Origin of the sequence: Curtobacterium sp. MCLR17_036 (assembly GCF_003234445.2) — a bacterium.
Classification (GTDB): Bacteria; Actinomycetota; Actinomycetes; order Actinomycetales; family Microbacteriaceae; genus Curtobacterium.
The window spans coordinates 1,088,695-1,109,837 of the sequence record NZ_CP126269.1 but is presented as its reverse complement, the minus strand read 5'-3'; the positions used below and the strand labels follow the sequence as shown (position 1 = coordinate 1,109,837).

At 69.4% G+C, this 21,143-nt stretch carries 39 protein-coding genes; 6 read left to right on the top strand and 33 right to left on the bottom strand.

The window, feature by feature from the left end:
- The first annotated feature begins 10 nt into the window (after positions 1 to 10).
- Positions 11 to 544, top strand: a complete 534-nt coding sequence (locus tag DEI99_RS05235) for a DNA primase (RefSeq protein ID WP_111042623.1) — start codon at positions 11 to 13, stop codon at positions 542 to 544.
- Here DEI99_RS05235 and DEI99_RS17250 read toward each other — a convergent pair.
- The 4 genes from DEI99_RS17250 to DEI99_RS05220 form a co-directional block, all read right to left on the bottom strand.
- A complete protein-coding gene (locus DEI99_RS17250; RefSeq protein WP_502867022.1) occupies positions 501 to 725 on the bottom strand; it encodes an HNH endonuclease in 225 nt (74 codons plus the stop codon). The two genes, DEI99_RS05235 and DEI99_RS17250, sit on opposite strands and share 44 nt — an antisense overlap.
- 629 nt (positions 726 to 1,354) lie before the next feature.
- Positions 1,355 to 1,669: an HNH endonuclease gene (locus DEI99_RS05230; protein ID WP_111042653.1), complete on the bottom strand. Its 315-nt coding sequence runs from the start codon at positions 1,667 to 1,669 to the stop codon at positions 1,355 to 1,357.
- Between the two features lie 67 nt (positions 1,670 to 1,736).
- A complete protein-coding gene (locus DEI99_RS05225; RefSeq protein ID WP_181434521.1) occupies positions 1,737 to 1,898 on the bottom strand; it encodes a hypothetical protein in 162 nt (53 codons plus the stop codon).
- A gap of 2 nt (positions 1,899 to 1,900) precedes the next feature.
- A complete protein-coding gene (locus DEI99_RS05220; RefSeq protein WP_258369603.1) occupies positions 1,901 to 2,023 on the bottom strand; it encodes a hypothetical protein in 123 nt (40 codons plus the stop codon).
- Between the two features lie 236 nt (positions 2,024 to 2,259).
- Between DEI99_RS05220 and DEI99_RS05215 the strand changes: the two genes are divergently transcribed.
- On the top strand, positions 2,260 to 2,508 hold the full coding sequence (locus DEI99_RS05215; RefSeq protein WP_111042821.1) for a hypothetical protein: 249 nt from the start codon (positions 2,260 to 2,262) through the stop codon (positions 2,506 to 2,508).
- Positions 2,509 to 2,630: 122 nt separating this feature from the next.
- Here the strand turns inward: DEI99_RS05215 and DEI99_RS05210 are convergent, their stop codons facing one another.
- The 27 genes from DEI99_RS05210 to DEI99_RS17240 form a co-directional block, all read right to left on the bottom strand.
- Positions 2,631 to 2,828: a hypothetical protein gene (locus DEI99_RS05210; RefSeq protein WP_111042822.1), complete on the bottom strand. Its 198-nt coding sequence runs from the start codon at positions 2,826 to 2,828 to the stop codon at positions 2,631 to 2,633.
- Positions 2,818 to 3,249 (bottom strand): hypothetical protein, encoded by a 432-nt coding sequence (locus tag DEI99_RS05205; protein WP_111042823.1) that lies wholly within the window; start codon positions 3,247 to 3,249, stop codon positions 2,818 to 2,820. The genes DEI99_RS05210 and DEI99_RS05205 overlap by 11 nt, the downstream gene beginning before the upstream one ends.
- Complete coding sequence (locus tag DEI99_RS05200) at positions 3,246 to 3,764, bottom strand: hypothetical protein (RefSeq protein ID WP_111042824.1); 519 nt, start codon at positions 3,762 to 3,764, stop codon at positions 3,246 to 3,248. Before DEI99_RS05200 ends, DEI99_RS05205 begins: the two co-directional genes overlap by 4 nt.
- Positions 3,761 to 4,474, bottom strand: a complete 714-nt coding sequence (locus DEI99_RS05195) for a hypothetical protein (RefSeq protein WP_111042825.1) — start codon at positions 4,472 to 4,474, stop codon at positions 3,761 to 3,763. The genes DEI99_RS05200 and DEI99_RS05195 overlap by 4 nt, the downstream gene beginning before the upstream one ends.
- Positions 4,471 to 4,992: a hypothetical protein gene (locus DEI99_RS05190; protein WP_111042826.1), complete on the bottom strand. Its 522-nt coding sequence runs from the start codon at positions 4,990 to 4,992 to the stop codon at positions 4,471 to 4,473. Before DEI99_RS05190 ends, DEI99_RS05195 begins: the two co-directional genes overlap by 4 nt.
- A gap of 14 nt (positions 4,993 to 5,006) precedes the next feature.
- Positions 5,007 to 5,504: a single-stranded DNA-binding protein gene (locus DEI99_RS05185; RefSeq protein WP_111042827.1), complete on the bottom strand. Its 498-nt coding sequence runs from the start codon at positions 5,502 to 5,504 to the stop codon at positions 5,007 to 5,009.
- Positions 5,501 to 5,782, bottom strand: a complete 282-nt coding sequence (locus DEI99_RS05180; RefSeq protein WP_111042828.1) for a hypothetical protein — start codon at positions 5,780 to 5,782, stop codon at positions 5,501 to 5,503. The genes DEI99_RS05185 and DEI99_RS05180 overlap by 4 nt, the downstream gene beginning before the upstream one ends.
- On the bottom strand, positions 5,779 to 6,054 hold the full coding sequence (locus DEI99_RS05175; protein WP_284180961.1) for a hypothetical protein: 276 nt from the start codon (positions 6,052 to 6,054) through the stop codon (positions 5,779 to 5,781). Before DEI99_RS05175 ends, DEI99_RS05180 begins: the two co-directional genes overlap by 4 nt.
- Positions 6,055 to 6,062: 8 nt before the next feature.
- Positions 6,063 to 6,428, bottom strand: coding sequence for a replicative helicase loader/inhibitor (locus DEI99_RS05170; RefSeq protein ID WP_111042830.1), 366 nt, complete (start codon positions 6,426 to 6,428; stop codon positions 6,063 to 6,065).
- Positions 6,425 to 7,225: a hypothetical protein gene (locus DEI99_RS05165; protein ID WP_111042831.1), complete on the bottom strand. Its 801-nt coding sequence runs from the start codon at positions 7,223 to 7,225 to the stop codon at positions 6,425 to 6,427. The genes DEI99_RS05170 and DEI99_RS05165 overlap by 4 nt, the downstream gene beginning before the upstream one ends.
- The gene (locus tag DEI99_RS17245; RefSeq protein ID WP_502867021.1) at positions 7,225 to 7,593 is read right to left on the bottom strand and encodes an HNH endonuclease; all 369 of its coding nucleotides are present in this window, start codon (positions 7,591 to 7,593) and stop codon (positions 7,225 to 7,227) included. Before DEI99_RS17245 ends, DEI99_RS05165 begins: the two co-directional genes overlap by 1 nt.
- Before the next feature lie 29 nt (positions 7,594 to 7,622).
- Positions 7,623 to 7,805 carry a hypothetical protein gene (locus DEI99_RS05160; RefSeq protein WP_181434523.1) on the bottom strand — a complete coding sequence of 61 codons (183 nt, stop codon included), beginning with the start codon at positions 7,803 to 7,805 and terminating at the stop codon, positions 7,623 to 7,625.
- Complete coding sequence (locus tag DEI99_RS05155) at positions 7,802 to 8,122, bottom strand: DUF4406 domain-containing protein (RefSeq protein WP_111042833.1); 321 nt, start codon at positions 8,120 to 8,122, stop codon at positions 7,802 to 7,804. Before DEI99_RS05155 ends, DEI99_RS05160 begins: the two co-directional genes overlap by 4 nt.
- On the bottom strand, positions 8,119 to 8,307 hold the full coding sequence (locus DEI99_RS05150) for a hypothetical protein (protein ID WP_111042834.1): 189 nt from the start codon (positions 8,305 to 8,307) through the stop codon (positions 8,119 to 8,121). Before DEI99_RS05150 ends, DEI99_RS05155 begins: the two co-directional genes overlap by 4 nt.
- A complete protein-coding gene (locus tag DEI99_RS05145; RefSeq protein WP_220037179.1) occupies positions 8,304 to 8,720 on the bottom strand; it encodes a RusA family crossover junction endodeoxyribonuclease in 417 nt (138 codons plus the stop codon). The genes DEI99_RS05150 and DEI99_RS05145 overlap by 4 nt, the downstream gene beginning before the upstream one ends.
- The gene (locus DEI99_RS05140; RefSeq protein ID WP_111042835.1) at positions 8,717 to 9,673 is read right to left on the bottom strand and encodes a hypothetical protein; all 957 of its coding nucleotides are present in this window, start codon (positions 9,671 to 9,673) and stop codon (positions 8,717 to 8,719) included. The genes DEI99_RS05145 and DEI99_RS05140 overlap by 4 nt, the downstream gene beginning before the upstream one ends.
- On the bottom strand, positions 9,670 to 10,158 hold the full coding sequence (locus DEI99_RS05135) for an HNH endonuclease (RefSeq protein WP_111042836.1): 489 nt from the start codon (positions 10,156 to 10,158) through the stop codon (positions 9,670 to 9,672). Before DEI99_RS05135 ends, DEI99_RS05140 begins: the two co-directional genes overlap by 4 nt.
- Entirely contained in the window at positions 10,155 to 10,994 is an 840-nt protein-coding gene (locus tag DEI99_RS05130) for a PD-(D/E)XK nuclease-like domain-containing protein (protein WP_111042837.1), read from the bottom strand. The genes DEI99_RS05135 and DEI99_RS05130 overlap by 4 nt, the downstream gene beginning before the upstream one ends.
- On the bottom strand, positions 10,991 to 11,191 hold the full coding sequence (locus DEI99_RS05125; RefSeq protein WP_146247187.1) for a hypothetical protein: 201 nt from the start codon (positions 11,189 to 11,191) through the stop codon (positions 10,991 to 10,993). Before DEI99_RS05125 ends, DEI99_RS05130 begins: the two co-directional genes overlap by 4 nt.
- Before the next feature lie 112 nt (positions 11,192 to 11,303).
- A complete protein-coding gene (locus DEI99_RS05120; RefSeq protein ID WP_146247188.1) occupies positions 11,304 to 11,633 on the bottom strand; it encodes a hypothetical protein in 330 nt (109 codons plus the stop codon).
- 198 nt (positions 11,634 to 11,831) lie between these two features.
- Positions 11,832 to 12,041 (bottom strand): hypothetical protein, encoded by a 210-nt coding sequence (locus tag DEI99_RS05115; protein ID WP_111042840.1) that lies wholly within the window; start codon positions 12,039 to 12,041, stop codon positions 11,832 to 11,834.
- Positions 12,042 to 12,166: 125 nt separating this feature from the next.
- Entirely contained in the window at positions 12,167 to 12,541 is a 375-nt protein-coding gene (locus DEI99_RS05110; RefSeq protein WP_111042841.1) for a hypothetical protein, read from the bottom strand.
- Positions 12,538 to 12,711 carry a hypothetical protein gene (locus DEI99_RS05105; RefSeq protein ID WP_181434524.1) on the bottom strand — a complete coding sequence of 58 codons (174 nt, stop codon included), beginning with the start codon at positions 12,709 to 12,711 and terminating at the stop codon, positions 12,538 to 12,540. The genes DEI99_RS05110 and DEI99_RS05105 overlap by 4 nt, the downstream gene beginning before the upstream one ends.
- Complete coding sequence (locus tag DEI99_RS05100) at positions 12,708 to 12,848, bottom strand: hypothetical protein (RefSeq protein ID WP_181434525.1); 141 nt, start codon at positions 12,846 to 12,848, stop codon at positions 12,708 to 12,710. The genes DEI99_RS05105 and DEI99_RS05100 overlap by 4 nt, the downstream gene beginning before the upstream one ends.
- A gap of 17 nt (positions 12,849 to 12,865) precedes the next feature.
- On the bottom strand, positions 12,866 to 13,651 hold the full coding sequence (locus tag DEI99_RS05095; RefSeq protein ID WP_111042842.1) for a phage regulatory protein/antirepressor Ant: 786 nt from the start codon (positions 13,649 to 13,651) through the stop codon (positions 12,866 to 12,868).
- A 322-nt stretch (positions 13,652 to 13,973) separates the two neighbouring features.
- The gene (locus DEI99_RS05090; protein WP_111042843.1) at positions 13,974 to 14,207 is read right to left on the bottom strand and encodes a hypothetical protein; all 234 of its coding nucleotides are present in this window, start codon (positions 14,205 to 14,207) and stop codon (positions 13,974 to 13,976) included.
- Positions 14,204 to 14,407, bottom strand: coding sequence for a helix-turn-helix domain-containing protein (locus tag DEI99_RS17240; protein WP_146247190.1), 204 nt, complete (start codon positions 14,405 to 14,407; stop codon positions 14,204 to 14,206). Before DEI99_RS17240 ends, DEI99_RS05090 begins: the two co-directional genes overlap by 4 nt.
- Before the next feature lie 131 nt (positions 14,408 to 14,538).
- Here DEI99_RS17240 and DEI99_RS05085 point away from each other — a divergent pair, with 131 nt between their 5' ends.
- From DEI99_RS05085 to DEI99_RS05070, 4 genes are all read left to right on the top strand, one after another.
- Positions 14,539 to 15,027, top strand: coding sequence for a helix-turn-helix domain-containing protein (locus tag DEI99_RS05085; RefSeq protein ID WP_111042845.1), 489 nt, complete (start codon positions 14,539 to 14,541; stop codon positions 15,025 to 15,027).
- A gap of 3 nt (positions 15,028 to 15,030) precedes the next feature.
- A complete protein-coding gene (locus DEI99_RS05080) occupies positions 15,031 to 15,396 on the top strand; it encodes an ImmA/IrrE family metallo-endopeptidase (RefSeq protein ID WP_111042846.1) in 366 nt (121 codons plus the stop codon).
- 304 nt (positions 15,397 to 15,700) lie between these two features.
- Entirely contained in the window at positions 15,701 to 17,797 is a 2,097-nt protein-coding gene (locus DEI99_RS05075; RefSeq protein ID WP_181434527.1) for an acyltransferase family protein, read from the top strand.
- Positions 17,797 to 18,141 carry a metallopeptidase family protein gene (locus DEI99_RS05070; protein ID WP_071257100.1) on the top strand — a complete coding sequence of 115 codons (345 nt, stop codon included), beginning with the start codon at positions 17,797 to 17,799 and terminating at the stop codon, positions 18,139 to 18,141. The genes DEI99_RS05075 and DEI99_RS05070 overlap by 1 nt, the downstream gene beginning before the upstream one ends.
- A gap of 243 nt (positions 18,142 to 18,384) precedes the next feature.
- Here the strand turns inward: DEI99_RS05070 and DEI99_RS05065 are convergent, their stop codons facing one another.
- Both DEI99_RS05065 and DEI99_RS05060 read right to left on the bottom strand, forming a co-directional pair.
- Positions 18,385 to 19,650: an acyl-CoA dehydrogenase family protein gene (locus DEI99_RS05065; protein WP_111042848.1), complete on the bottom strand. Its 1,266-nt coding sequence runs from the start codon at positions 19,648 to 19,650 to the stop codon at positions 18,385 to 18,387.
- Positions 19,647 to 21,068: an LLM class flavin-dependent oxidoreductase gene (locus DEI99_RS05060; protein ID WP_111042849.1), complete on the bottom strand. Its 1,422-nt coding sequence runs from the start codon at positions 21,066 to 21,068 to the stop codon at positions 19,647 to 19,649. The genes DEI99_RS05065 and DEI99_RS05060 overlap by 4 nt, the downstream gene beginning before the upstream one ends.
- Positions 21,069 to 21,143 lie beyond the last annotated feature (75 nt).

Here is a 21,143-nt window from a genome sequence, read left to right as displayed (position 1 = left end):
CAATGGACAGGTGAGGACGTGTGAGTGGTGCGGTCGGTCGATCGTCGCGCGGAACCGGCAAGCCCGGTTCTGCTCGAGCAAGTGCCGCGTCTACGCGCACCGCAACCCGATCCCGAAGGCGATGACCGCAGCCGACCGGTGGGTCCGCCGCGACGTCGGCAAGATGCCGTTCACGGTCGACGGGACCCTCGCGAGCAGCACGAACCCGCGGACTTGGTCGACGCACAAGGTAGCGGCGTCATCGACGGTCGGCGCTGGCCTCGGCTTCGTGCTCGGCGACGGGTTCGCTTGCATCGACCTCGACCACTGCCTCGTCGACGGCGTCCCGACCGCGGCGGCCGCCCGGTTCCTCGAGGCGTACCCGGGGCGCCACATCGAAGTCTCGCCGTCGGGTGACGGCCTGCACATCTGGGGCACCGCCGAGCCCGGCCCCGGGACCGTGCGGACCCAGGACGACGGGCTGCACGTCGAGCGGTACAGCAACGGCCGCTACATCACCGTCACCGGTCACGTGTTCCAGCGCGGCGAGCTGCTACCGATCTGATAGCGAAGTCCTCGAGCGGGAGGGCCTTTCGCTGGTTGTTGCACAACGCGTGCGCAGTCCGCAGATTCTCAGGCTTCGTCGGACCGCCCAAGCTTCTCGGCACAACGTGATCGAGGACAGGCGACCAGCTGGCCGGGTACTGCGCGTCACGATCGACCGGCTTGCCGCAGAGGTGGCACATCCATCCGTCGCGCTCGAACAGCTTCGCTCTCCGGGCGGAGCGGGCTTCTGACGCCTTCGCTTGTTCCGCGTTGAATCGGGGCGGTGCCACAAGTTCCCGCGGTGCCCCGTTGCGCAGTCCCGCTACGCGGCATCGGTTAGAGCAGTAGACGCAGTTGGCTCGCTTGTGACGCACCGAAACGCCGCAGCGGAGGCAGAGGCGGAGCATCCGCCGTTCTTCGACGAGATTCATCGTCACCTCTCTTGATACGGATTTCGACGCCAGCGGCAATCTCTCGACTTGGCGCCGGCCAACCTCTCCGAGGCTCAAGCCGACCCCGATCGGCGGTCTCACCGGCGCTGGACGGCCCCCACGGTGCTTTTGGGGCGTGGTGGAAAAAATGGCGGGGAGGGATTGGCCCTATACCTCTGGGAGGGCCGGGCGAGAGGGGGAGGGGGTACCCCCTGGTCCTTGCCGGCGGCGGTGTGATCGTGCCGCTCGGCGCTTCGTGTCAGCTGGCGTCGACCGCGGTGAGTTGGCCGAGGGTCGACCGGTCGTCACTGCTGTTGCGGTCCCTCAGTGCGAACCACTGATCGAGGTGAGGTGAGTGAGCACCGCGCGTTGCGGTGCCGCTGCTGCCTCGCCTGCGCTCACCAGTCGAAGCCGGTGCGGATGGCGCTGGGCTTGGGCCTGCTGTCCCGGGCGAGCTCGTCGGGTGTGCGGTTCCCGATCCACTGGTTGCAGGCTCGATGCGTGAGCGTGCAGTTGCTCACCTCGTAGGGTGAGCCGCCTCGGGAGACGGGGATGATCTCGTGCACTTCGGGGCTGAGTGGCAGTGTTGGCGGCAACGTCTGGTCGACGGGTTCCTTGCACAGCCAGCAGTGTGTGTCTCTCGCGAGAACACGCTTGCGGAGTGCGGTGCGGCGGCTGCCGTTGGCGCGGCGCACGTTGGGGCGGGCGGTCATGCGTGACCCCCTGGGGTGCAGGACGGGGTGGGTGTTCCGACTGGGGTGGGGTGGAACACCCTGGGGCCTACTCGGTGGGGGTGGGCAGGTAGGTGACGGTGCCGTCGGTGAACATCACGTCGACGCCGATCACCGCCCCGGCTGCGCGCTTCACGTCGAACCGGTCGATCTCGGCGGTGCTCTTGAGGCCGGAGGCGATGAGGAGGGCACGGAGTTCGGAGAGCTTCACGGTCAGCTCCTGTCTTCGAGTGCGTCGTACACGTCGTCGACTGCTTGAGCGAGTGCGGCGAGTGGTGTCGGTTCCGGCTTCACGTTCGATCGGGTGCGGTGCGCGGTGAGGTCGGTGTCGTCCACGGTGCCGCCCCTTTCGACGTGGTCGGCCGTCCTCGTCCGGGGTCCGCGTGCCATGGCGGCTTCCCTCGGGGGTCTCGGCCTGGTGGTGTTCCTCGTGCTCGCGCCGTGGCGTGTAGGTCGCGGTGCGGCTGGTCGGTGCCCTTGGCGTGACTGGCGGCAGGTGCGGTGTCAGGTGCGTGTCGGCGGGCACGAGGAAGTAGTGGTGAAGGGGCGCTTCGCTGTGTAGGTTCCGGCGCATGAACTACAGGAACGAGGCGCAGGCCGTGAACGAAGCGATCGGGAAGCTGGGCGCCATCACACAGCAGGTGGGCCAGCACGAGGAGCAGTGGAGGGCGAGGTTCGGGGAGGTGAACCAGGACACTCCAGAGTGGCAGGCTCTCACGGACATGAAGATCCTGAGCGCGCACCTGGTCGAGGCCGTTGGGCAGATCGGGGTGACCGTGCGCGACATCCTCACCGACATGGACGTCCAGTCGGGGCGGTAGCACCAACGACGAAGGCCCCCGATGCGATGATTGGGGGCCTTCGGTTCCGTTCCGCGGTAGTGCGGTCGGGTTCGCTGAGCGCAAGCGTAACAGGTTCAGCGAAGTGCGCGCCAGCATGCGGATCACGGCGTGGCGCGGGTTCCTTTCTGTCGGAGTCGTCGGGTCCGGTACTCGGCTTGGATGATGGTGCGGCGGACGTGGACCTGGCGGCCGATCTTCACGACAGGCATGCCGTCGGCGACGTAGTACTCGAACTGGCGGGCGCTGATCCCGAGGTGCCGGCACGCCTGCTGCTTCGTCCACCAGGTGTCATCCGGCATCTGCACCTCCTGCCGGCGGCGTGACGTCGCGGATTGTGGATGGGTCGATGTCCATCTCACCGATCGCCCCTTGGACGGTGACGTGGGCTCCAATGCGCATGAGCGCCCGCCCCGTCCAGCACCACAAGTGCCAGACACTGTCGTTGTTCCGGCGCATCCGGAACGTCGTCCCCGGCACCATGTCGGCGATGCTCGGCGGGGCGGCGCTTCGGTGCCGTTCGATGAACTCCGAATCCAGCTCACCGGGGTGTGGACCAGTCGGCTTGGCGGTCGGGGTCGGCTGTGAGAGCGCGGCGATGCCCTGCGCCACGGTCAGGGCGTCGAGCACGATGCGCAAGTCCTTCGCTAGACCCTTGTCGGTGTCGCTTGCCCGCGAGACTCCGAGCAGCCTTCCTGCGGCGGCATCGATCCTCGCGCTCACCGGTCGGCTCCGTCCTGGATCAGGGCGAGCACGGCGTCGACAGTGCGATCGCGCAGTTCTTCCACCCGGTCCTCCGGAAGTGGAAGCAGAAGGGAGCCGGTCCTGTCCCATTCTGCAGAGACAGCCTCCGCGATTTGCTCGCGCGTCGGCGGATGCGGGTCTGGCTGCTCCTGCTCGATCCGGTCGGCGGCCGCTCGGAGCGCAGCTGCGAACGCGACTGGGTGGTCCTGCAGTTCCTGAGCCACTGCGGTGTCGTACCCGTCGTTGTGCGCTTGCGCGTACGCCTCAGTGTCGAAGCCACACGGCGGCAGCAGTGACTCAGCGATTTCTTCCGGTGTCGCGTCGTGCACCGGCTCGTCGGTGGTCGGCACCGGGCGCTCGATGCGGACGACTCCCGGTTCGGCGGACCATGCGCCATCTTCGTAGCTCTCTGCGACTCGGACGACTGCGAGGTCACCCGCCCGAAGGTCATTCATGGTTGCGTCCGCAATCACGTGGTACTGCTCCTCGGTCATGCTGCTGCTCCTGCTGCGTGTTCTTCGCGGAGGTCGCGGATCAGGTGCCGGACCCGGGACTGCTTCAGGTGGTCGGTGGCGGGTTCTTCGTGGCCGCAGACGTCGCAGCGGAGCACGAAGTCGGCGACGTCCTCCGACTGCCATTCCGCGCCGAGCGCGTGGCGGTCGCAGACGGGGCACGGCCGGGGGAGGACGTGCCGGTCACCGCGGGGTGCCCGCGGATACTTCCCTCGGGCGCGGTGGATGATGTCGGCGACGTCGTCGAAGTAGGCGCGGCCGTACGAGTGGCGGGCGATGTCGTCGTGGCGGATGAGGAGCCACGTCGTCAGGTAGCCGACGAGCTGCCCGGCGCCGGGCGGGGTGACGGACGGGCGGAACCCTTGCACGTCGTGGCTGTTGCGCCACACCGCGGTGAGGGTCGCCGGCGGGCGGGCGTCGAGTCTCTCCGCCCAGCAGTCGACCCAGTTGACGAGCTGCGCGTACACGCTGTCGGAGTCGTCGGCAGCATCGACGTGCATGGGGGCGGGCGGTTCCTTCGACGCGGCCCGCGGCATGCCGTCCTTCGCGCCGCCGAGCGCGGGGACGACGAGGGTGCGGATGTACGCGACGAGGCCGGACGCTTCGATGAGCCGGCGGCGGGCCCGGGCGGACGCGAGCGCGAGGCTGGTCTCCTCGTCGACCTCGACGGTGGGGATGGTGGTGTCGGTCATCGGGTCGCCTCCTCGGCGGGGATCGGTTCGGTGCAGATGGGGCAGGCAGTCTCGGTCCCGTCGACGCGGGTGACGATGCCGTGGCGGTGCTCCTGGTTCGTGTAGTGGTCGTGGTGGTCCGGCTCGGGGCCGCACGAGTAAGGCTTGATCGCCTGCGGACGGACGCCGTAGTGCTCGGCGCGCTCCCACACGAGTTCGCCGGACTCCTCCCGTGCGTGCTCCTCCGCCCAGGCCCAGGCGTCGTCGCCGGTCAGCCCCTGTGCCATTGCGTCGGCGAGGAACGCTATCCGACGTGCGTTGACGAGCAGGACCATGCGGTCCCCAACCTTGCGCTTGTCGTCGTCGCTGCCGTTGAGGAGGTCGTACCAGCCGGTGCCGTCCACCTCGAACCCCGTTGCTCGGGCGAACAGGTACGGCACCTCGACGGTGAGCGGTCGCACCTCCCACTCGCCGCCTTCGGGGTAGAGCTCGTGGGCGTATCGGCGCTTCGTGCGGCGCTGGGCCTGTTGTTCGGTCATCGTCGTCCTCCTGCTCAGAACGGGGTTTCGTCGTCGAAGGAGCCGTTCGGGCTCCACGTGTCCTGCTGCTGTGCGCCCGCCTGCGGGGTGTTCCACGCGCTGGACGGCTGGTTGCCCGCCGGCGCCGCGGCTCCACGGCCGCCCTGCCCCTGCGCTCGGGTGACCTGCGCGGTCGCGTAGCGGAGCGACGGGCCGATCTCGTCGACCTCGAGCTCGATGCTGGTGCGCTGCTGACCCTCACGGTCCTGGTACGAGCGCTGACGCAGACGGCCCTGCGCGATGACGCGTGCGCCCTTCGTCAGCGACCCGGCGACATGCTCCGCGACTTCACGCCACACGGATGCTCGGAGGAACAGGGCGTCGTCGTCCTTCCACTCGTTCGTCTGCTTGTCGAACGTGCGCGGGGTCGACGCGATCGTGAAGTTCGCGACTGCCAGGCCGGACTGCGTGTACCGGAGCTCGGGGTCGGCGGTCAGGTTGCCGACGACGGTGATGACGGTCTCGCCGCTCATGCGGATGCCTCCTCGGCGTTGGTCTTGCTGGTGGCGTGCTCGGCGAGGAGCCGAGCCTTCAAGTCGTCGTCGACCTGACCTCGCCGGGTCGCGTAGACGCAGGGCCACTCGATCGCTGTCGGTTCGTCCTCGCGCTCCGCGAACTCCGTGTCCATGCATCCCTGGCAGAGCACCTTCGGGATGTGCGGGCAGTCGTCGAATGGCCCCTCGTGCTCGCAATCGCCGTAGATGCAGTCGGCGGCGACGGTCTCTTCGACGTATGGCGTGTGCTTGCTCATGCTGCGTGTCCTTCCGTGCCCGCGTGGTTCGCGGGCAATCCGAGCTGCCGGCGCTTCCGCGCGACTGCTGCGTTCGTGGTGTTCAGGTGACGTGCGATCTGCGCGTCGGTCATGCCGAGGCTGTGGAGGCGGCTGATCGTGCTCTCCCGCTTCTCCGTGACCCCGGCGACCGTGAGGGCGGCGGCGAGGGCATACTCGGCGACGGTCATCCCCGCCGCTTCCGCCATGTCGGTGAGGGCGAACAGGGCTCGCTCCGGGACTTCGAGCTGCACGCGGACGCTCACGGCGCCCTCCCCGCGTCGATGGCCCGCTGCTCCGGGTGCTTCCGGTAGAACTCCGTCCACTGCGCCGTCTCCGCCTCGAGCGCCGGCCGGTCGAGGACGATCGGCTTCGGCGGTTCCAACTGCCGGCGGATCCGCGCCTCCCGGTCCTGCTCACCCCGGATGACGCGCGCCTGCTTCGAGATGTGGCCGGGCAGCAGGTACTCCGTCGAGTCCCGGAAGTGCCGCACGAGCGCTTCCTGCGCGACGTCGTACGGGAGGTGCCGAAGTGCTGCGTGCCAGGCGATGACCTGCTCGTCGGCCACGGTGCGATTGTCGATCGCGGACGCCACGGTGAGCAGCTTCGCGACTTCTGTCTGGTTCACATGCCCTCCAAGGCGCTCGGGTACTGCTCCTGCTCGCGTGCTGCGAACCGTTCGACGACGGTGAGGTTCCGCTGCGCCGCCGTCGCCCGCGGCTTGTCGCGAGACGCGGTGTCGTCTCGCTTGCGGCGCATCCAGTTCCGCCAGGTCCCGTCCCAGTCGGCCTTCACACCCCTCTGCCCGGAGACGCCGATCCAGTAGTCGACGAACACCAGGTGCTCGGCGCGGAGGTCGACGGCTGGGCACTCGGACTGCATCTGAGCGATGAGCTCCGAGGACGGCTGCCATGAGGCGTCCAGCCGTGTGCCGCGCTTGCGCGGTGGGGTCTTCTCTCCGTTAGGAGAGGGGGTCGGGTCGGGCCGGGTCGGGTCGGGGTGTTCGGACTCCGCCTGTTGTCCGGGCGGAGTCCCATCTGTGTCCGCGCGCCGTCCGTCGTCCGTCCGGTCGGAGTCCGCACGTTGTCCGCGCGGACGCGACCGTGCGATCCGCTTGCGTTCGGCCTCGTCCTTGCGCTTCGCCAGCACCTCGGCTCGGGTGGGCTGGTAGTCGGCCCAGTCGTGGAACCGGTACCCACTCTCGGTCCGTTCCCACAGTCCAGCGTCGACAAGCCACTGAGCTTGCTCCGAGGTTCCGCCGAGCTCGTCTACTTCGTGCTCGTCGAGGCACCCGTCGGTCAGGTTCGCGGCACTCCACGACGCCGCGATGATCCACAGCCCCATCGCCGCCATGCGCCGCCGGCGCGGGATCCGCACCACCTTCCGCGTCGCGTGCAGCCCGTCGTCCACCTTCATCCACGGCATCAGCTGTCACCTCCTTCCATTCGTCTTCGCGCCTCGTCGGCGCTGATCTCGTGCACACCCCCGACGTCGTCGAGGACCGCCCACCCAGCCCGGTACGTGCCCCGGTCGGTGCGGAAGTACCGGCGGGTGGGCCACACGGTCGGGTCCGCCCATCCGGGAACCGCCCAACCGCGGGCGATCGCTTCCTGCGGGTGCTCCGTCTTCCAACGGTGATCCGTGGGACACAGCAGCAGCAGGTTCGACGCGGCTGTCAGGCCGCCCTGCGACCGATTCTTCCGGTGGTCTCGGTGCACGGGCCCGCGGTGGCACTTCTGGCACCGGTGCTCGTCACGTTCCGACGCGATCTCGTAAGCCCGCCGCTCCTGCACCGGAGACGGCGCCGGCGACTTCGGGCCGATCACGTCTCCTCCAAGTGCTGCCAGCAGGCGAGCAGGTACCGCTTCGACACCTGCTGCTCCTGCTGGCCGGTGCGCACCTTCATGTACTCGATGCCGCCTTCCCGGGTGACCTCGGCGACTTCGAGGTACGCGGACGGGTTCGCCTTCGCGACCATCCAGTCGCCTGGCTCGACGGAGCTCATGCGGCGTCCTCAATCCAGTTCAGGTGGGGTCGCACATCGAGGCCGAGCTGGGTGGCGACATGGTGTTCCAGCTGCGCACCGCGTGACATCGACCACCCCGGCAGCAGGGAGACGCCATCGGACGCGACAACCATGCGGAGCGCGTGCCGCATGTACCATTCCCAGGACTGCGGCTTGCCCGTCGTGTTGTGCTGCTCGGCGGTGATCGGGTTCAGCACGTCGTATCCGAGCGCCCGTAGGTCCGACTCAGCGGTGCGGAACGCTGGGTAGTTGAACTCGGGGACCCCGGTCATCGGGCCAGCGATGTAGAGCTTCATCGCTGCTCCTTCCTGCTGGGTCGTCCGCGGCCGTGGTTTGGGGTGAGCCCGCGTTCGTCGCGGATCCTCTGCACGGACGCGCGAGCGACGCCGAACTCGGCTGCGACGTGTCCCTCACGGCGGCCGGCGATGAGCGCGGCGGCGATCTGCATGCGGGTGCGGGTGGTGATCGGTCGGCCGCTCATGCCGGCACCGCTTCGATGAGCAGCTCGAGCGTCTGCGGCTTCTCCGGCCGGTAGCCGATGACGGGCATGAGCTTCGCCATCAGGTCGGGGGTGTCGTCGGGGACGACGCCGGCGTCGACGAGTCCGTCGCAGAGTGCCTTGAGGGTGGGGACGATGTTGTCGGCGTCGCGGCGGTGCTTCGTCTTCACAAACCAGGTGAGCGTGACCCGGCAGGCGGGGAGCTCGGGGATGCGTGCGTTGGCCGCGAGCATGGCGGAGGCGGTGCGGACGGCCTTCACGTTGCGGTGGCGGGCCATGTGGTGCATCCGCTGGTTCGCGGTCAGCGGCGGTGCCTCCCAGGGGAGGTGCAGCGTCCACCGGCCGGTCTCCACCGTGTCGAGGCCGGGCAGGGGCGGGGGCAGCTGATCGGTCACGAGGCTGCCCCCTCGTTTGTGGCGCGGTACGCGGCGCGGATCCGCTCGAGCGTCTCCGGGGCGGCGTGCGCGGCCTTCGCTTCGACGCCGAGTTTCGACAGCTGGCCGCGGTCGGCGCCGGCGGCGGTGAGCTCGGCGTCCCAGTCGCGGCCGGACTCGTCAGCTTCGGTGGTCTCCTCGGCGACGGGGGTGGCGTACTGGGAGCGGCCGGTCTCCACGTCGGCGAGTCCGAGGGCCCGCCAGAACGCGTCCATCGTGAACCCGGGCCAGTCCTTCGGCTCGTCGAGCTGCAGCCGCACGGACCGCACCTTGGAGAGTGTGTACTGGCCGCGGGCGGGCATGTGGATGACGGCGTCGACGTCGTACGGGAGGCCCTTCTCGGCCTTGACCTTCCACACCTTCTCGCCGGTGGGTGCGGTGCGCCCGGTGCGTGGGTCCCGGCCCATCGCGGCGACTTCCTCGTACCGGGCGGTGATGACCGCTGGGCCGTCGTGAAGTCGAAGCGTGTCGACGATGTCGCGCCAGTGGGCCTTGTGCTTGTTCCAGATGTCGACGCCGATCGTCGCGTCCCCGCCGGCGCCGCGGCCGTTGCGGGTGGCGCGCTGGTTCGCGTCGAGCTGCGCGTTCTCGCTGATCGTGTCCCACACCTTCGTGCCGGAGTCGATGACGAGGAGGGTGGGCTTGTCGCCCTTCGGTTCGGCGGCGGCGTCGCGGACGATGCGGCGGAGACCGGTGATGGTGCCGTCGTACTCGACGATGTCGAAGTCGGCGCCGGGGATGAGGGCGTACTCGTCGGGGTCCTGCTCGCCGTGGCCGATCCACAGGGTGCGGCCGATGAGGTCGGAGGCGGATGCCTGCGCGGCGAGGAACGACTTCCCGGCGCCTTCCCCGCCGGCGGCGAGGAGCAGCGGCCATGACGGTCTGCCGGTGGGCTTCCTGGTGGTGATGGTCATGCTGTCGCTCCTTCGACGTGGGGGAAGTTGAGGACTGCGAAGGGGCCGAAGTGCTCGAGCGCTGCTGCGTCGTAGGCGCGAGCAGCCAACTCGGCAGTCGTGAACGCCCCGAGATAGATGCGCTGTGGACCGAGGTCGATCGTGGCGTTGAAGCGAGCACCCCGACGCCCGACGCCCTTGAAACCGACCGTCGAGTCCGACCGGAGACGCCGGTTGCGGGCGTTCTGCTGCAGCGATGCGGGCCGTAGGTTGCCGCGACGGTTGTCGAGGGTGTTGCCGTTGATGTGGTCGACGAACGGCGCTTTGGGAAGGAGGAGCCGGTGCATTCGCTCCTTGTGCCACCTGCCGTCGCGCTGGAAGTTGCGCAGGGCGTAGAGGTGCTTCCCGCGACCGTCGAGGTGCCAGCTGCCGCGCGCGGTCAGCCAGGGGTAGTCCTCGTCGTCGACGACCGCAGAAGCGCCCTTCGAGAGCTCGATGAGCTTCATGCGATGGCTCCTTCTTGGAACATCAGCCACGTGGGCGGCTGCAGCGGGTCAGGGTTGATCGGGTATCCGGGGAACTCGCCAGCCGCGTCGCAGGCGGCGTAGATCGCGAGAGCCTGGCGGACCTTCGCCTGACCGATCTCGGCGAACTCCGACGCGAGCGGGTAGGCGTTCACGAGGTACGGCGGTTCGGTCTCGACGACGACGAACTCCATCTGCGCGGTGAAGTCGCCGGTCGCGAGGCCCCACGCGTGGAGGTACCACTCCTGCTGCACGTAGTAGCCGTGGTCGGCGACGACGCGGGAGAACGCGTCGGGTGCTGCGGACTTCGCGGTGGTCTTCAGGTCCACGGCGACGGGGTGTTCGGCGGTGAAGTCGGGCAGGTAGTCGAACCGGGCGCGCATGTCGACGCTGGTGTCGGGGTCGGTGGCGAACACGGACGCTTCCGCGTTCCCGGGCTGCTCGAACAGGGCGCGGGCGATGGGGTGGGCGAGGACCGACTCGGTCATCGCCCTGACCTGCTCCGCGACCGATTGCTTGACGGGCGTGTTGCCGGCGGCTCGCTGCTGTTCGATCCACTCCTTCACGGCCCTCGTGGAGGCGGCGCCATTCGAGGCGAGGAGCTCGTCGGGGATCGCGACGGTCGGTGCGCCGACCCCGAGGACTTTGGAGTGGACCGCGGTGCCGAGGTCGAACTCCTTCTTCGGTGCTTGCGGGTGGTCGCGGTCCCACTGGTAGCGGGCGGGCGAGTCGAGGAGCTTCCGTGCCTGCGTCGACGAGAGGGCCGGGTGGGCGTGGTAGGCGGCCTCGGGGAGGTCGAGGTCGATGCGACCGGTCATGCGCCGACCGCCGCAACGACCATCAGACCGGACGGTTTCTTCCCCTTGGCGCGCGTGGCCTCGACCAGGAGTCGGGATGCGAGCCGCTCGGCCATCTCCGGCGTGAGATCGAGGTAGCTACCCTCCGGGAGCGTGACGTGCACGCGACCCTCGACGTTCGTGACGACGGCCTTGCCCTCGTGCTCTGTGGCGCTCACCAGCGGTCCCTCCACTCCTGAATGCGGGTGCCGGTGGTCTGCCGGTCGACCCACTGGGCGATGGCGACTGCGCCGATGAGGGCTGCGGTCGCGATGGCGACGAAGACGGCGCTCATGCGAACAGTCCCGTGATCGCCGGGTCGACGAGGGGCGCCGGCTGCTGCGGGCGGGGCAGGTGCAGGTACACGGCGGCGTAGCCGAGGGCGCCGCTGTCGAGGACGACCCACCCCTGCTCCTTGTGGCGGGTGTTCCAGCGGTCGGCAGGTTCGTTGAACGTGGCAACGAGGGCTGCGACGTCCGCTGCGTTGCGGGGGCGGAGGTGCAGGGTCGGGCGGGCCGTCTCGGTGTCCTCGGAGAAGTCGAAGTCGAGTTCGGGATGCTCGGCGAAGAACGTGGCGAGCTGCTGCACACGGTCCGCTCTGGTGCGAGTGGTGGTGGCCACGGGGGACCTCTTTCTGGGGTCGGTTGGTGACGCGCTCCCGGGATGTGGTGGTGCGCGGTGAGAGGGGGAGGTGCGGTGGTTAGTCGCAGTCGTCCAGGTAGTCGTGTTCGGCGGCTCGGGTGATGGCTTTCCCGTCGCGGTCGTCGTCGAACCCGTCAGTGGTCCAGCAGACGTCGCAGCCGCAAAGGACGCCGTGGGTCATGCGCTCATCTGTTCATCGCGAAACCGGTCGAGGTCGTAGAAGACCCGGAATGCCCGGTTCGTCGTCTCGACGCGCTCGTTCTCGTCCACAGCGCGCAGCTCGAGGACGCCGCGGACGGTGTGTCCTGTGACTTCGGCGATCTCGCACACGGTGTCGAGGACCTGCATCCGCTCAACCGCGTGACGGTGCCACAGGATGTAGCCCATGCACGGACCGTGGTAGACCTCGCGGTTTCCGAACGAGTGACGCGGGTCACGCCGCCAGCGGAAGCGGTGTCCGCAGTGTGCGCAGCGGAGCGTCATCTTCCGATGCGCTTCCTTGACCCACCCGCTCATGCGCTCATCCGTTCGTCGGCGGCGATGATCGCGGCGGCGATGCGATCGGCGTGCAGGACGAAAGCGGGCTCTTCTCGGCGCGCCATACGAGTGTCAGCGATACGCAACATCTCGTCGATCGCGTCGAGCAGGTCGGGGTTGCCGGCGGTGCCGACGATCAGGCGCGCGTCGGCGTAACCAAGTGGGGCGACCGGGCCGCAGTCCAAGTCCTGGTGGTCCATCGCGACCATCTCGTGCTCGGCCTCGATCTGACTCCCGTCGTACGTCATCCCTTCTTGCGAGTAGACGCCATCGATGACACGCCATGGACCTTCTGTTGCCCGCTCGCGCCACTTCGCGAGCACGTCGCGGGCCTGCTGAATGTCGCTCATCGGTCCACCTCCGGGGCGTTGACGACGGCATGCACCCGCAGCAACGCCCCCACGAACAGGACAACCACCGCCCACACGAGGAACGCCCACAGGAGCGACGTGCGATCCGCGGCAGACGCGAACAGGGCCGTCACCGCGCACGCGTACAGGAGCGCGGCCGCGAGCCTCACGAGGCCTTCCCCAGACCGAGCATCGCGAGGATGTCGTCGCCGGTGTCAGCGAACCGCGCCACGACAGCCGCACGCGCCTTCTCCGCCTGCTCCGCGAGCAGTGCGACACGGCGCGGGTCCTCAGTGCGGAGATCCACGGGTGCACCCCAGCTGATCATGACGCGCTCCCAACGAGTGCGAGCGCGGGTGCGCCCTGGTCGAAGCGTCCGAGGCGGACGCGGAGCCGTTCGAGGCCCTTCACGGTGACGCGGACCTGCGGCGGGTCGATGACGAGCTCGCCGGTGCGCGGGTGGTGATGCGACGTCGGCTTCTCCGCGAGGTAGCCGGCGTCGACAGCGGACTGGTACGCCTTCCACTTCCCGGACGCGGTGCTGCGGTAGACCCAGCCGATGCTGGCGAGCTGATCGAACAGGCGCTGACGGCCCGTCTCGATGCCAGCACGGGCGAGGATCTTCGCCGCGTCCGCGACGTCGTAGTCGCCGGCCCCCGACGCGAGTTCATCCCACGCGCCGGCCTTCGGGGTGAGGACCGCGATCTCCGCGTCCTTCGCTTCCAGCATCCGGGCGGACGCCTGCAGTGCGCGGGCGACGAGGACCGCGTCGGACTCCGGAACGGCCGGGACGGTCGCTCTCCTGGCCTGGTCGTAGAACGCTCGGACGAGTGCCTTCTTGAACTGGCGCACCTGCTCGGTGTTGCGCTGGTACGTCATCAGGAGCGTGGCCTGCTGCTCGTTGAGCAGTGCGACCTGCCGTGACTGGACTCCGCCGGCCGTTGCGAAGGGTCGCGTTTCAAACGCGACCCCTCCGAACTCCTCGAAGTCGAAGCGGTTGGAGTGGATCAGCTCGAGCACGTTCTTGTGCTGCACGCCGGAGCCGGCGGCGATGGTCTCGGACGAGACGACGAGCGTTCCGTCCTGGTCGATGATGCTGACTGCGTTCATGGTGTCTCCCTTCTTCGGGATGGGGCGGTCAGCTCGTCCTCCACGCCAGGCCCGGGGCCCTTGACTGCGTGGGTGTAGCGGCCCGCCGTTCCGCTGATGAGCGGATCCCGGTGACGGACGCCGTACTGCTGACCGAAGTGGTTGTTGGTGCAGGCGGGATGCGGGCACGTCCACCACGACGCCCGCGCCTCAACCGCTGCTGCTTCCCCTATGTGCTGCTACCCCGGCGCATCGGCGATTGGTTCGTCGTCCGGGGAGCTATGTGGCCGCGCCGAGGGCGCGACGAATACCGCCCATGACGGGCGGCGAGAAACCGGAGTGGCTACCGGTTGCGCTTGCGGCCCAGAGAGCGGGCCGACTGCTTCCACGGGTCCCGTGGCTGCTGCGTGTAGGCCCTCACCTCGGAGGGCCAGAAGCGATGGCGGTTCCCAACTCGGAACGACGGGAACAGCGGGTCGTTGCCGAGTTGGTACGCCTTGTCGGTGGAGATGCGTAGCATCCCCGCGAGGCCGTGCACATCGAGTGCCGTCTCGCTCGGATCGCGATCGGTGGTCATGCAGCGTCTCTCAGGTGAGCAGCGATCGCGGATGTCACCTTCGCCACGTACGACCGGGTGGGCTCTTTCTGTCCGAGCTCCACCTTGGAGAGGTACGCGACTGCAGTGTCAGCCGCCTTCGCAACATCCGTGAGAGTCATGCCTGCCATCTCTCGCAGCTGCCGTATGGCGGTCCCAGGACCGTCTCGTTGTCCTGCCATGTCGAAGACTTTAAGCACTATTCAACATGGAGCGCAACCCCTGTATGTAGAAAATCTCGGCCGGTCTTGCGCACCAGGTCGAACTGTGGCTAGTGTCTTCCCCGTGAACACAGCGATCCGCGGAGGCCGGCATGTCTAAGAAGAAGATTGCCGACATGTCGATGGCCGAACGAGCCGAACTTGCGAAGCAGGTCGAACGTCTTCGACGTGACCAGGGCATGAAGCAGGCCGAGTTGGCCGAGCAAGCTGGCACGAGCCGCGCGACCATCATCAACATCGAGGGTGGCAAGCGTGTTCCGCAGGCCGATGTGCTCACGCGCATCTTCGACGCTCTCGGGCAAGAGGACGGAACCACCGAGTTCCTGCCCGAGACAGAGGTGTGGCTGTCATCGATGGGCACGCTCATCGAGATGATCCCGGAGCAGACCCGGCCGAAGCACGTCGGCATCGCCATTACGGGCCTTGCCGCCGGCATCGGCGACCACGGCGACCAGCCGAACAACGTGACACCGCTGCCGACTGTCGGTGGAGCCACCGACTATGAGGATGGCTCTCACCAGGCCGTGGCCTCTCGCGAAGACGAGGGAGGTGTTGAAGAAGATGACGATCGTCAGGAGTAACACGTGGGGAGTTACGAACCGGAGGCGCACCTGGACGCCCTCGGGGTCAAGCTTGTCGAGTACCCGCTCCGCAGCGCCAACGGGCTCTACGTCGATGACGTGCGGACTGTTCTCGTGCGGCCTCGCCTCAAGAAGATCCACCGGCGCAGCGTCCTAGCGCATGAAGCGGCGCACGCCGAGGCCCGCCACCGAGACGTCGGGTTACTACTCCCCAAGCTCGAGCACTACGCAGACCTGACGGCGGCGCGGAGACTCATCGACGCCGACCTGCTCGATGACCTCCGCAGGTGGCGCCACGACCCCGCCGAGTGGTGCGTAGAGCTCGCCGTGACACCACATCTACTCAGGGTCTACCTGGCCGCGTCCTGACGCTCAGCCCGGTAGGCACGCCTACATACATGCTCGCCAAGTAGAAGACTTGAGCGTAGTCTTTGACATAGCAAAACAGCGAACATCCGCGGATTTCCGGGGAAGTAGCGGCGGACCTGACCCGTTCACAACAGGTTCGAGACCCGTTATTCACCCCAGTGCTGATGCAGATCAGCGGAAGGCCCCGGTCCGATGGACCGGGGCCTTCGTCGTGCATCGGGCGAGCAAGTCGCGCGCAACGTCAGAGCGCCCCACACATGTGGAATGTTCGGTCCGAGCGTCCCGGTCCTCGTACGGTCGACCGGTGCAGACTCCCCATCTCCGACCGGACATCCAAGGGCTCCGCGGACTCGCCGTCCTCGCGGTCGTGCTGGACCACGCCTTCCGGTGGCCGGTGGGTGGCTTCCTCGGGGTCGACGTCTTCTTCGTGATCTCGGGGTTCGTCATCGCGACCGGGCTGCTGCGCGAGCGTGCTCGGTCGGGGTCCATCCGCCTCGGTGCGTTCGCTGTCCGGCGGGTCCGTCGGCTCGCACCGGCGTCACTGGCCGTACTGGTGACGACGGTCACGGCGGCCTGGTTCCTGCTGACCCCGAGCCGGTTCGGCACGGTCCTCACCGACGCACTGTGGTCGGCCGGAGCGCTGCAGAACTGGCGGCTCGCGGCCGAGGGCACCGACTACTTCGCGGCGACCACCGTGCCGTCGCCGTTCCAGCACTTCTGGTCGCTCGGCGTCGAGGAGCAGTTCTACCTCGTGCTGCCGGTGCTGATGGTCGTGCTGCTCGGTCGTGGGACCGGTCGGGGGCGGACCCGGCTGACAGCGACGGTGCTCGGTGTCCTCGTCCTCGTCTCGGTCGTCTGGGCGTTCGTCGCGGTGTCGGCGGACCCCGCCGCGGCGTACTTCTCGACGGCGACCCGGGCCTGGGAGCTGGGACTCGGGGTCCTCGTCGCCCTTGCCGCGCTGCGTGCCCGGGGTCGGAGCGTCCGCCCGCTGCTCGGCGAGGGCATGGTGGTCGTCGGGCTCGTCGCCGTCACCACCTCGGTCCTGATCGGGCGGGAGTCGTCGGGCGTCCCCACGCCGCTCGCGCTCGTCCCGACGGTCGGCACGGCGCTCGTCCTGCTGGCGGGGTCCGGTGCCGGCACGGGGCCTCGGGCGGCAGCGCTGCTCCGCTGGCGTCCGCTCGTCGGGCTCGGGACGATCAGTTACTCGTTGTACCTCTGGCACTGGCCGTTCATCCTGCTGCTCCCGCTCGTCGCGCCGGTCCCGATGCCGGTCGTGGTCGCGCTGGCCCTGCTCACCGCGATCGCGAGCCACGCGACCCTCGAGACGGTGTTCCGCCGCCCCGGCCTGCGGAGGACACTGCGCGAGAACCGCCTGCGCGTGCAGCTCGGTGGGCTGGCGGCGGTGACCGTGCTGACCGTCGTGACGACGTCGTTCGCCGCGGAACGCGTGCGGCCGCTCCCGGCCGTACCGGCTGCTGCGGCGGCCGAGTCCCTGCCGGCGGAGGACGAGGCCTCCCCGGCGCTGCGGGCACGCGCGCGTGATGTGGCCGCGGGCGCGGGGGCCCGGACCTGGCCGGCAGACCTGACGCCGAGCGCCGACGCGATCAGCGCGAGCGGGTACGTGGACTCGTTGACGAAGACCTCGGACTGGGCCTCGACCCTCGGCTGCTCGCTGATCGGGGCGGACTGGCGGAGCGACGGCTGCGTCTGGGGGCCGGAGGACGGCCGCGCCACCGACGTCCTGCTGACCGGCGACTCGACCGGCGCGTTCTCAGCGCCGGGCTGGCGGGCACTCGCCGAGGACTCGGACGCGCGACTGCGAGTGCGCGACGGCGCACAGATCGGGTGCCCGTTCTCGACGACGGCGCTGCCGTCGGACACTGAGAGCTGTGCGGCGCACAACGCCGAGGTCGTCGACGAGCTGGAGCGGACGGAACCCGAGCTGCTCGTCGTCACCAACCGGTTCTGGGACGAGGACGATCCGAGCCTCGAGTCCATCGCGGAGGACGACTACGCGTCCGGGACCCGCGACATGATCGCAGCCGTGCGCGAGCACGTCGGCCGTGTCGTCGTCGTGCCGGCCACACCGCCGGGGTACGCACCGGTCAGCTGCGTCGCGGGCACCCGCGGTCCACAGGACTGTCGCTCGGGAGACGAGGTCGCCCGGACGCAGATCCGCGCCCTCACCGGGCTGCTCGCGGACGTGGAGGACACGACCGTGCTCGACTCCACGCCGCTCTGGTGCGCCGCCGGTTCCTGCCCACTCGTGATCGACTCCGTGCTGACCCGCTTCGACCCGGTGCACACCACGCCCGAGGCGTCCGTCGCCTCGGCTCCGGCGCTGCTCGATCTGCTGCGTCAGGGAGACGTCCTGCCCGGTGTGCGACGATCGAGCCCGTGATGGAGATGTCCGCCGACGAGTTCGAGCAGCTCGTGACCGACGAACTCGACCTGCTGCCCGACGAGATGGTGGACGGGCTCGACAACGTCGTCTTCGTCGTCGAGGACGAGCCCGAGGACGGCTCCGACCTGTTCGGCGTGTACGACGGCGTCGCGGCCACCGAGCGCGGGCAGTACGGCTTCGGCGAGCTGCCCGACCGCATCGTGGTGTTCCGCAAGCAGCACCTGGCCGAGTGCGACACCCTCGACGAGCTCAAGGACGAGGTGCACACGACCCTGGTGCACGAGATCGGCCACTTCTACGGCATCGACGACGAGCGGCTCCACGAGCTCGGCTGGGCGTAGCGGCCGCAAGCCGCAAGCCGCAAGCCGCAAGCCGCAAGCCGCAAGCCGCAAGCCGCGAGCCGCGAGCAGTCAGAAGCCAGCCGCCAACCAACGGCCAACCAACGGCCAACCAACGGCCAACAGGCAACAGGCAACAGGCAACAGGCAACATGCAGCAGGCAGCAGGCAGCAGGCAGCAGCCAGCAGCCGGACAGCGCGCGGCTACCAGCCGCCAGCGACGCCCCCGCGCAACCGCACCCCGCCTCAGAACCGCGTCGGCCCCACCTCGTGGTACTTCTCCCACGCGCCGACGGGTCCGCGCCCGTGCAGCGCGTACTCCCCCACGAGCCGCTCCTTGTAGACGGCCGGGTTGTGCGAGGCCACGACCCGGGCGTTCCGCCAGTGCCGGTCGAGCGCCCGGGTCCGGTCCGCGGCAGAGGCCCCGCCGACCTCGAACAGCTCGGACGCCGACCGCAGCACCCTCGGCCCGATCTCGACCTGCGCCTGGTAGACGGCGTTCTCGGCCGCGTCGAGCAGCGCGCGGTCGACGCCGACCCCGGGCTCGTTCGTCGCGACGACCCCGTCGAGCAGCGCCGCGGCGGCGACGACGAGCGAGCGGGCGGCGAACGCGCCGGCCGACAGTCGGCCGAGCACCGCGAGCACCTGCGGGTCCTCCCCCGGCACGGCCGCGTTGGCGTGGATGTAGGTCCGGGTCCGCGGTCGCACGAAGGCCACGGCGTCGTCGGACACCGCCTGCCCGATCCCGGCGAGGACGGCCAGCAGGTACAGCTGGTAGAAGGCCTGGATGTGCGACAGCGGGGCGTCCCGGTACGCCGACACCACCGAGGGGTCGACCGACACCCCGTCGAACACCGTGGTGCCGGACGCGGTCAACCGCTGCCCGAAGCCGTCCCAGTCGTCGATGCTCCTGACCCCCGGTGCGGTGGCGTCGACGGCGAACGTCACGCGCTCCCCGTCGCGGTCCGCCGCCAGGTAGATCCAGTCCGCGTAGAGCGTGCCGGTCGAGTAGAACTTCCGCCCGTCGAGGCGCAGGGAATCACCAGCCGGCGTCACCGTCGTCGAGATGTCGGCGAGCGTCGTGCCGGTCCGCTCCGACGTCGCGTTCCCGATGACCGCCCCGTCGACGATGCGCTGGAGCCACTCGTCCCGACCGGCCGACGACGACCGGAGGAGCACGAGCTCGGTGTAGCCGAAGTGCCCGCGCCACAGGTGGGCGATGTTCGAGTCCGCGGCGGCCAGGTCCGCCACGAGGTGCGCGAGTTCGACGAGGGTCACCCCGAATCCCCCGCGCTCCTCCGGCACACGCAGCCGCCCGAACCCCGCGTCGGCGAGCGCGCGGACCTCGGCGAGCGGCAGCGGCCGGTCCCCCGGCGTCCCGGAGGCGAGCTCGCGCTCGACCGCACCGTCGCGGATGGTCGCGAACAGCGGTGCGAAGCGCGCCCGCAGCGTGGCCAGGCGGTCGGCCGGGAGGCCCGTCCCGCGCCCGTCGGTCGTCGTCGCCGCCGTCACGCGGTCACCTCCACGGCCCGCGCCGCGTCCGCGACGCCGCTCGCGCCGCCCGAGAACGCGCCGCGCCACCGTCGGGCGGGGTGCGAGTCCGGCAGCTGTGCGTGACCGAAGAGCTTCTCGCGCAGGGTGCCCTCGCGGTACTCGGACTGCATGAGGCCGCGCTCCTGCAGGGTCGGCGCGATGTGGTCGACGAACTCCTCGTACGAGCCGGGCAGCGTCCAGTTGATGACGTTGACGCCGTCGACACCCACCCGCTGCCAGTCGGCGAGCTCGTCGGCGATCTGCTCCGGCGTGCCGACGACCCGGGCGCGGAGCTTCGCGGACAGCCGGGCGAGGTCGGCGATGGTCGGTTCGCGGTCGCCGGCGGCCTCGCGGAGCCACTGCAGGTGCGACTGCCCGGCGTGGGTGCGGACCTCGGACAGCGGGGTGTCCGGGTCGAGGGGCTCGCCGGTGTCCGGGTCGAAGCCGAGGTTCGAGTGCACCAGGAACCCGTCGGCGGCCAGGTACTCGTCGATCTCCGCTTCCTTGGCCTTCGCCTCGGTCTCGGTGGAGCCGGTGACGAAGGTCAGGCCGAGGAAGAACGCGATGTCCTCCCGTCGGCGCCCCGCTGCCGCAGCCAGGTCGCGGGTCTCGCGGATGAGCTGTTCGGTGGCGTCCCGGTTCGAGGTCAGGATGAACTGCGCCTCGGCGTTCCGGGCGGCGAAGGCCCGGCCGGCCGGCGAGGACCCGGCCTGGAACAGCACCGGGGTCCGCTGCGGCGACGGCGCCGACAGGTGCGGGCCCTGCACGTCGTACCGGGTGCCGTGGTGGTCGATGCGGTGCACCTTGTCGGGGTCGGCGTAGCCGCGGACGGGGTCCTTCAGCACGGCGCCGTCCTCCCACGAGCCCTCCCAGAGCTTCGCGCAGACCTCGAGGTACTCCTCTGCCCAGACGTAGCGCTCGTCGTGCTCCTCGAGCCGGTCGGCGCCGAAGTTGCGGGCGGCGCTGTCGAGCGCGCTCGTGACGACGTTCCAGCCGATGCGGCCGCGGGTGATGTGGTCGAGCGTGGAGACCTTGCGGGCGAAGTCGAACGGGTGCGCCTGGATGACGCTCGAGGTGAACGCGAGCCCGAGGTGCTCGGTCGACACGGCGAGCGCGGAGAGCAGCACCGACGGGTCGTTCGAGGGGATCTGCAGTCCCTCGCGCAGGTTGGTCGAGTAGTCGCCGCGGCCGGGGCCGTAGGTGCCGACGACGTCCGCGAAGAACATCGCGTCGAACTTGCCGCGCTCGAGCGTCCTCGCCAGGTCGGTCCACAGCGTCACGTCGTCGAAGTCGGCCTGCCGGGCGTCCGGGTGCCGCCAGAGGCCGTGCTGGATGTGCGACGTCGTGTTCATGACGAAGGCCGCGAAGCGCAGCGGGCGGTTCGGTGCATCGCTCATGCCCCCATCGTGGTCGGCGGGCACCGCCCGACGACAGTGACGTGACCTCGCGTTACGCGGGGTGTTCCGCACGGC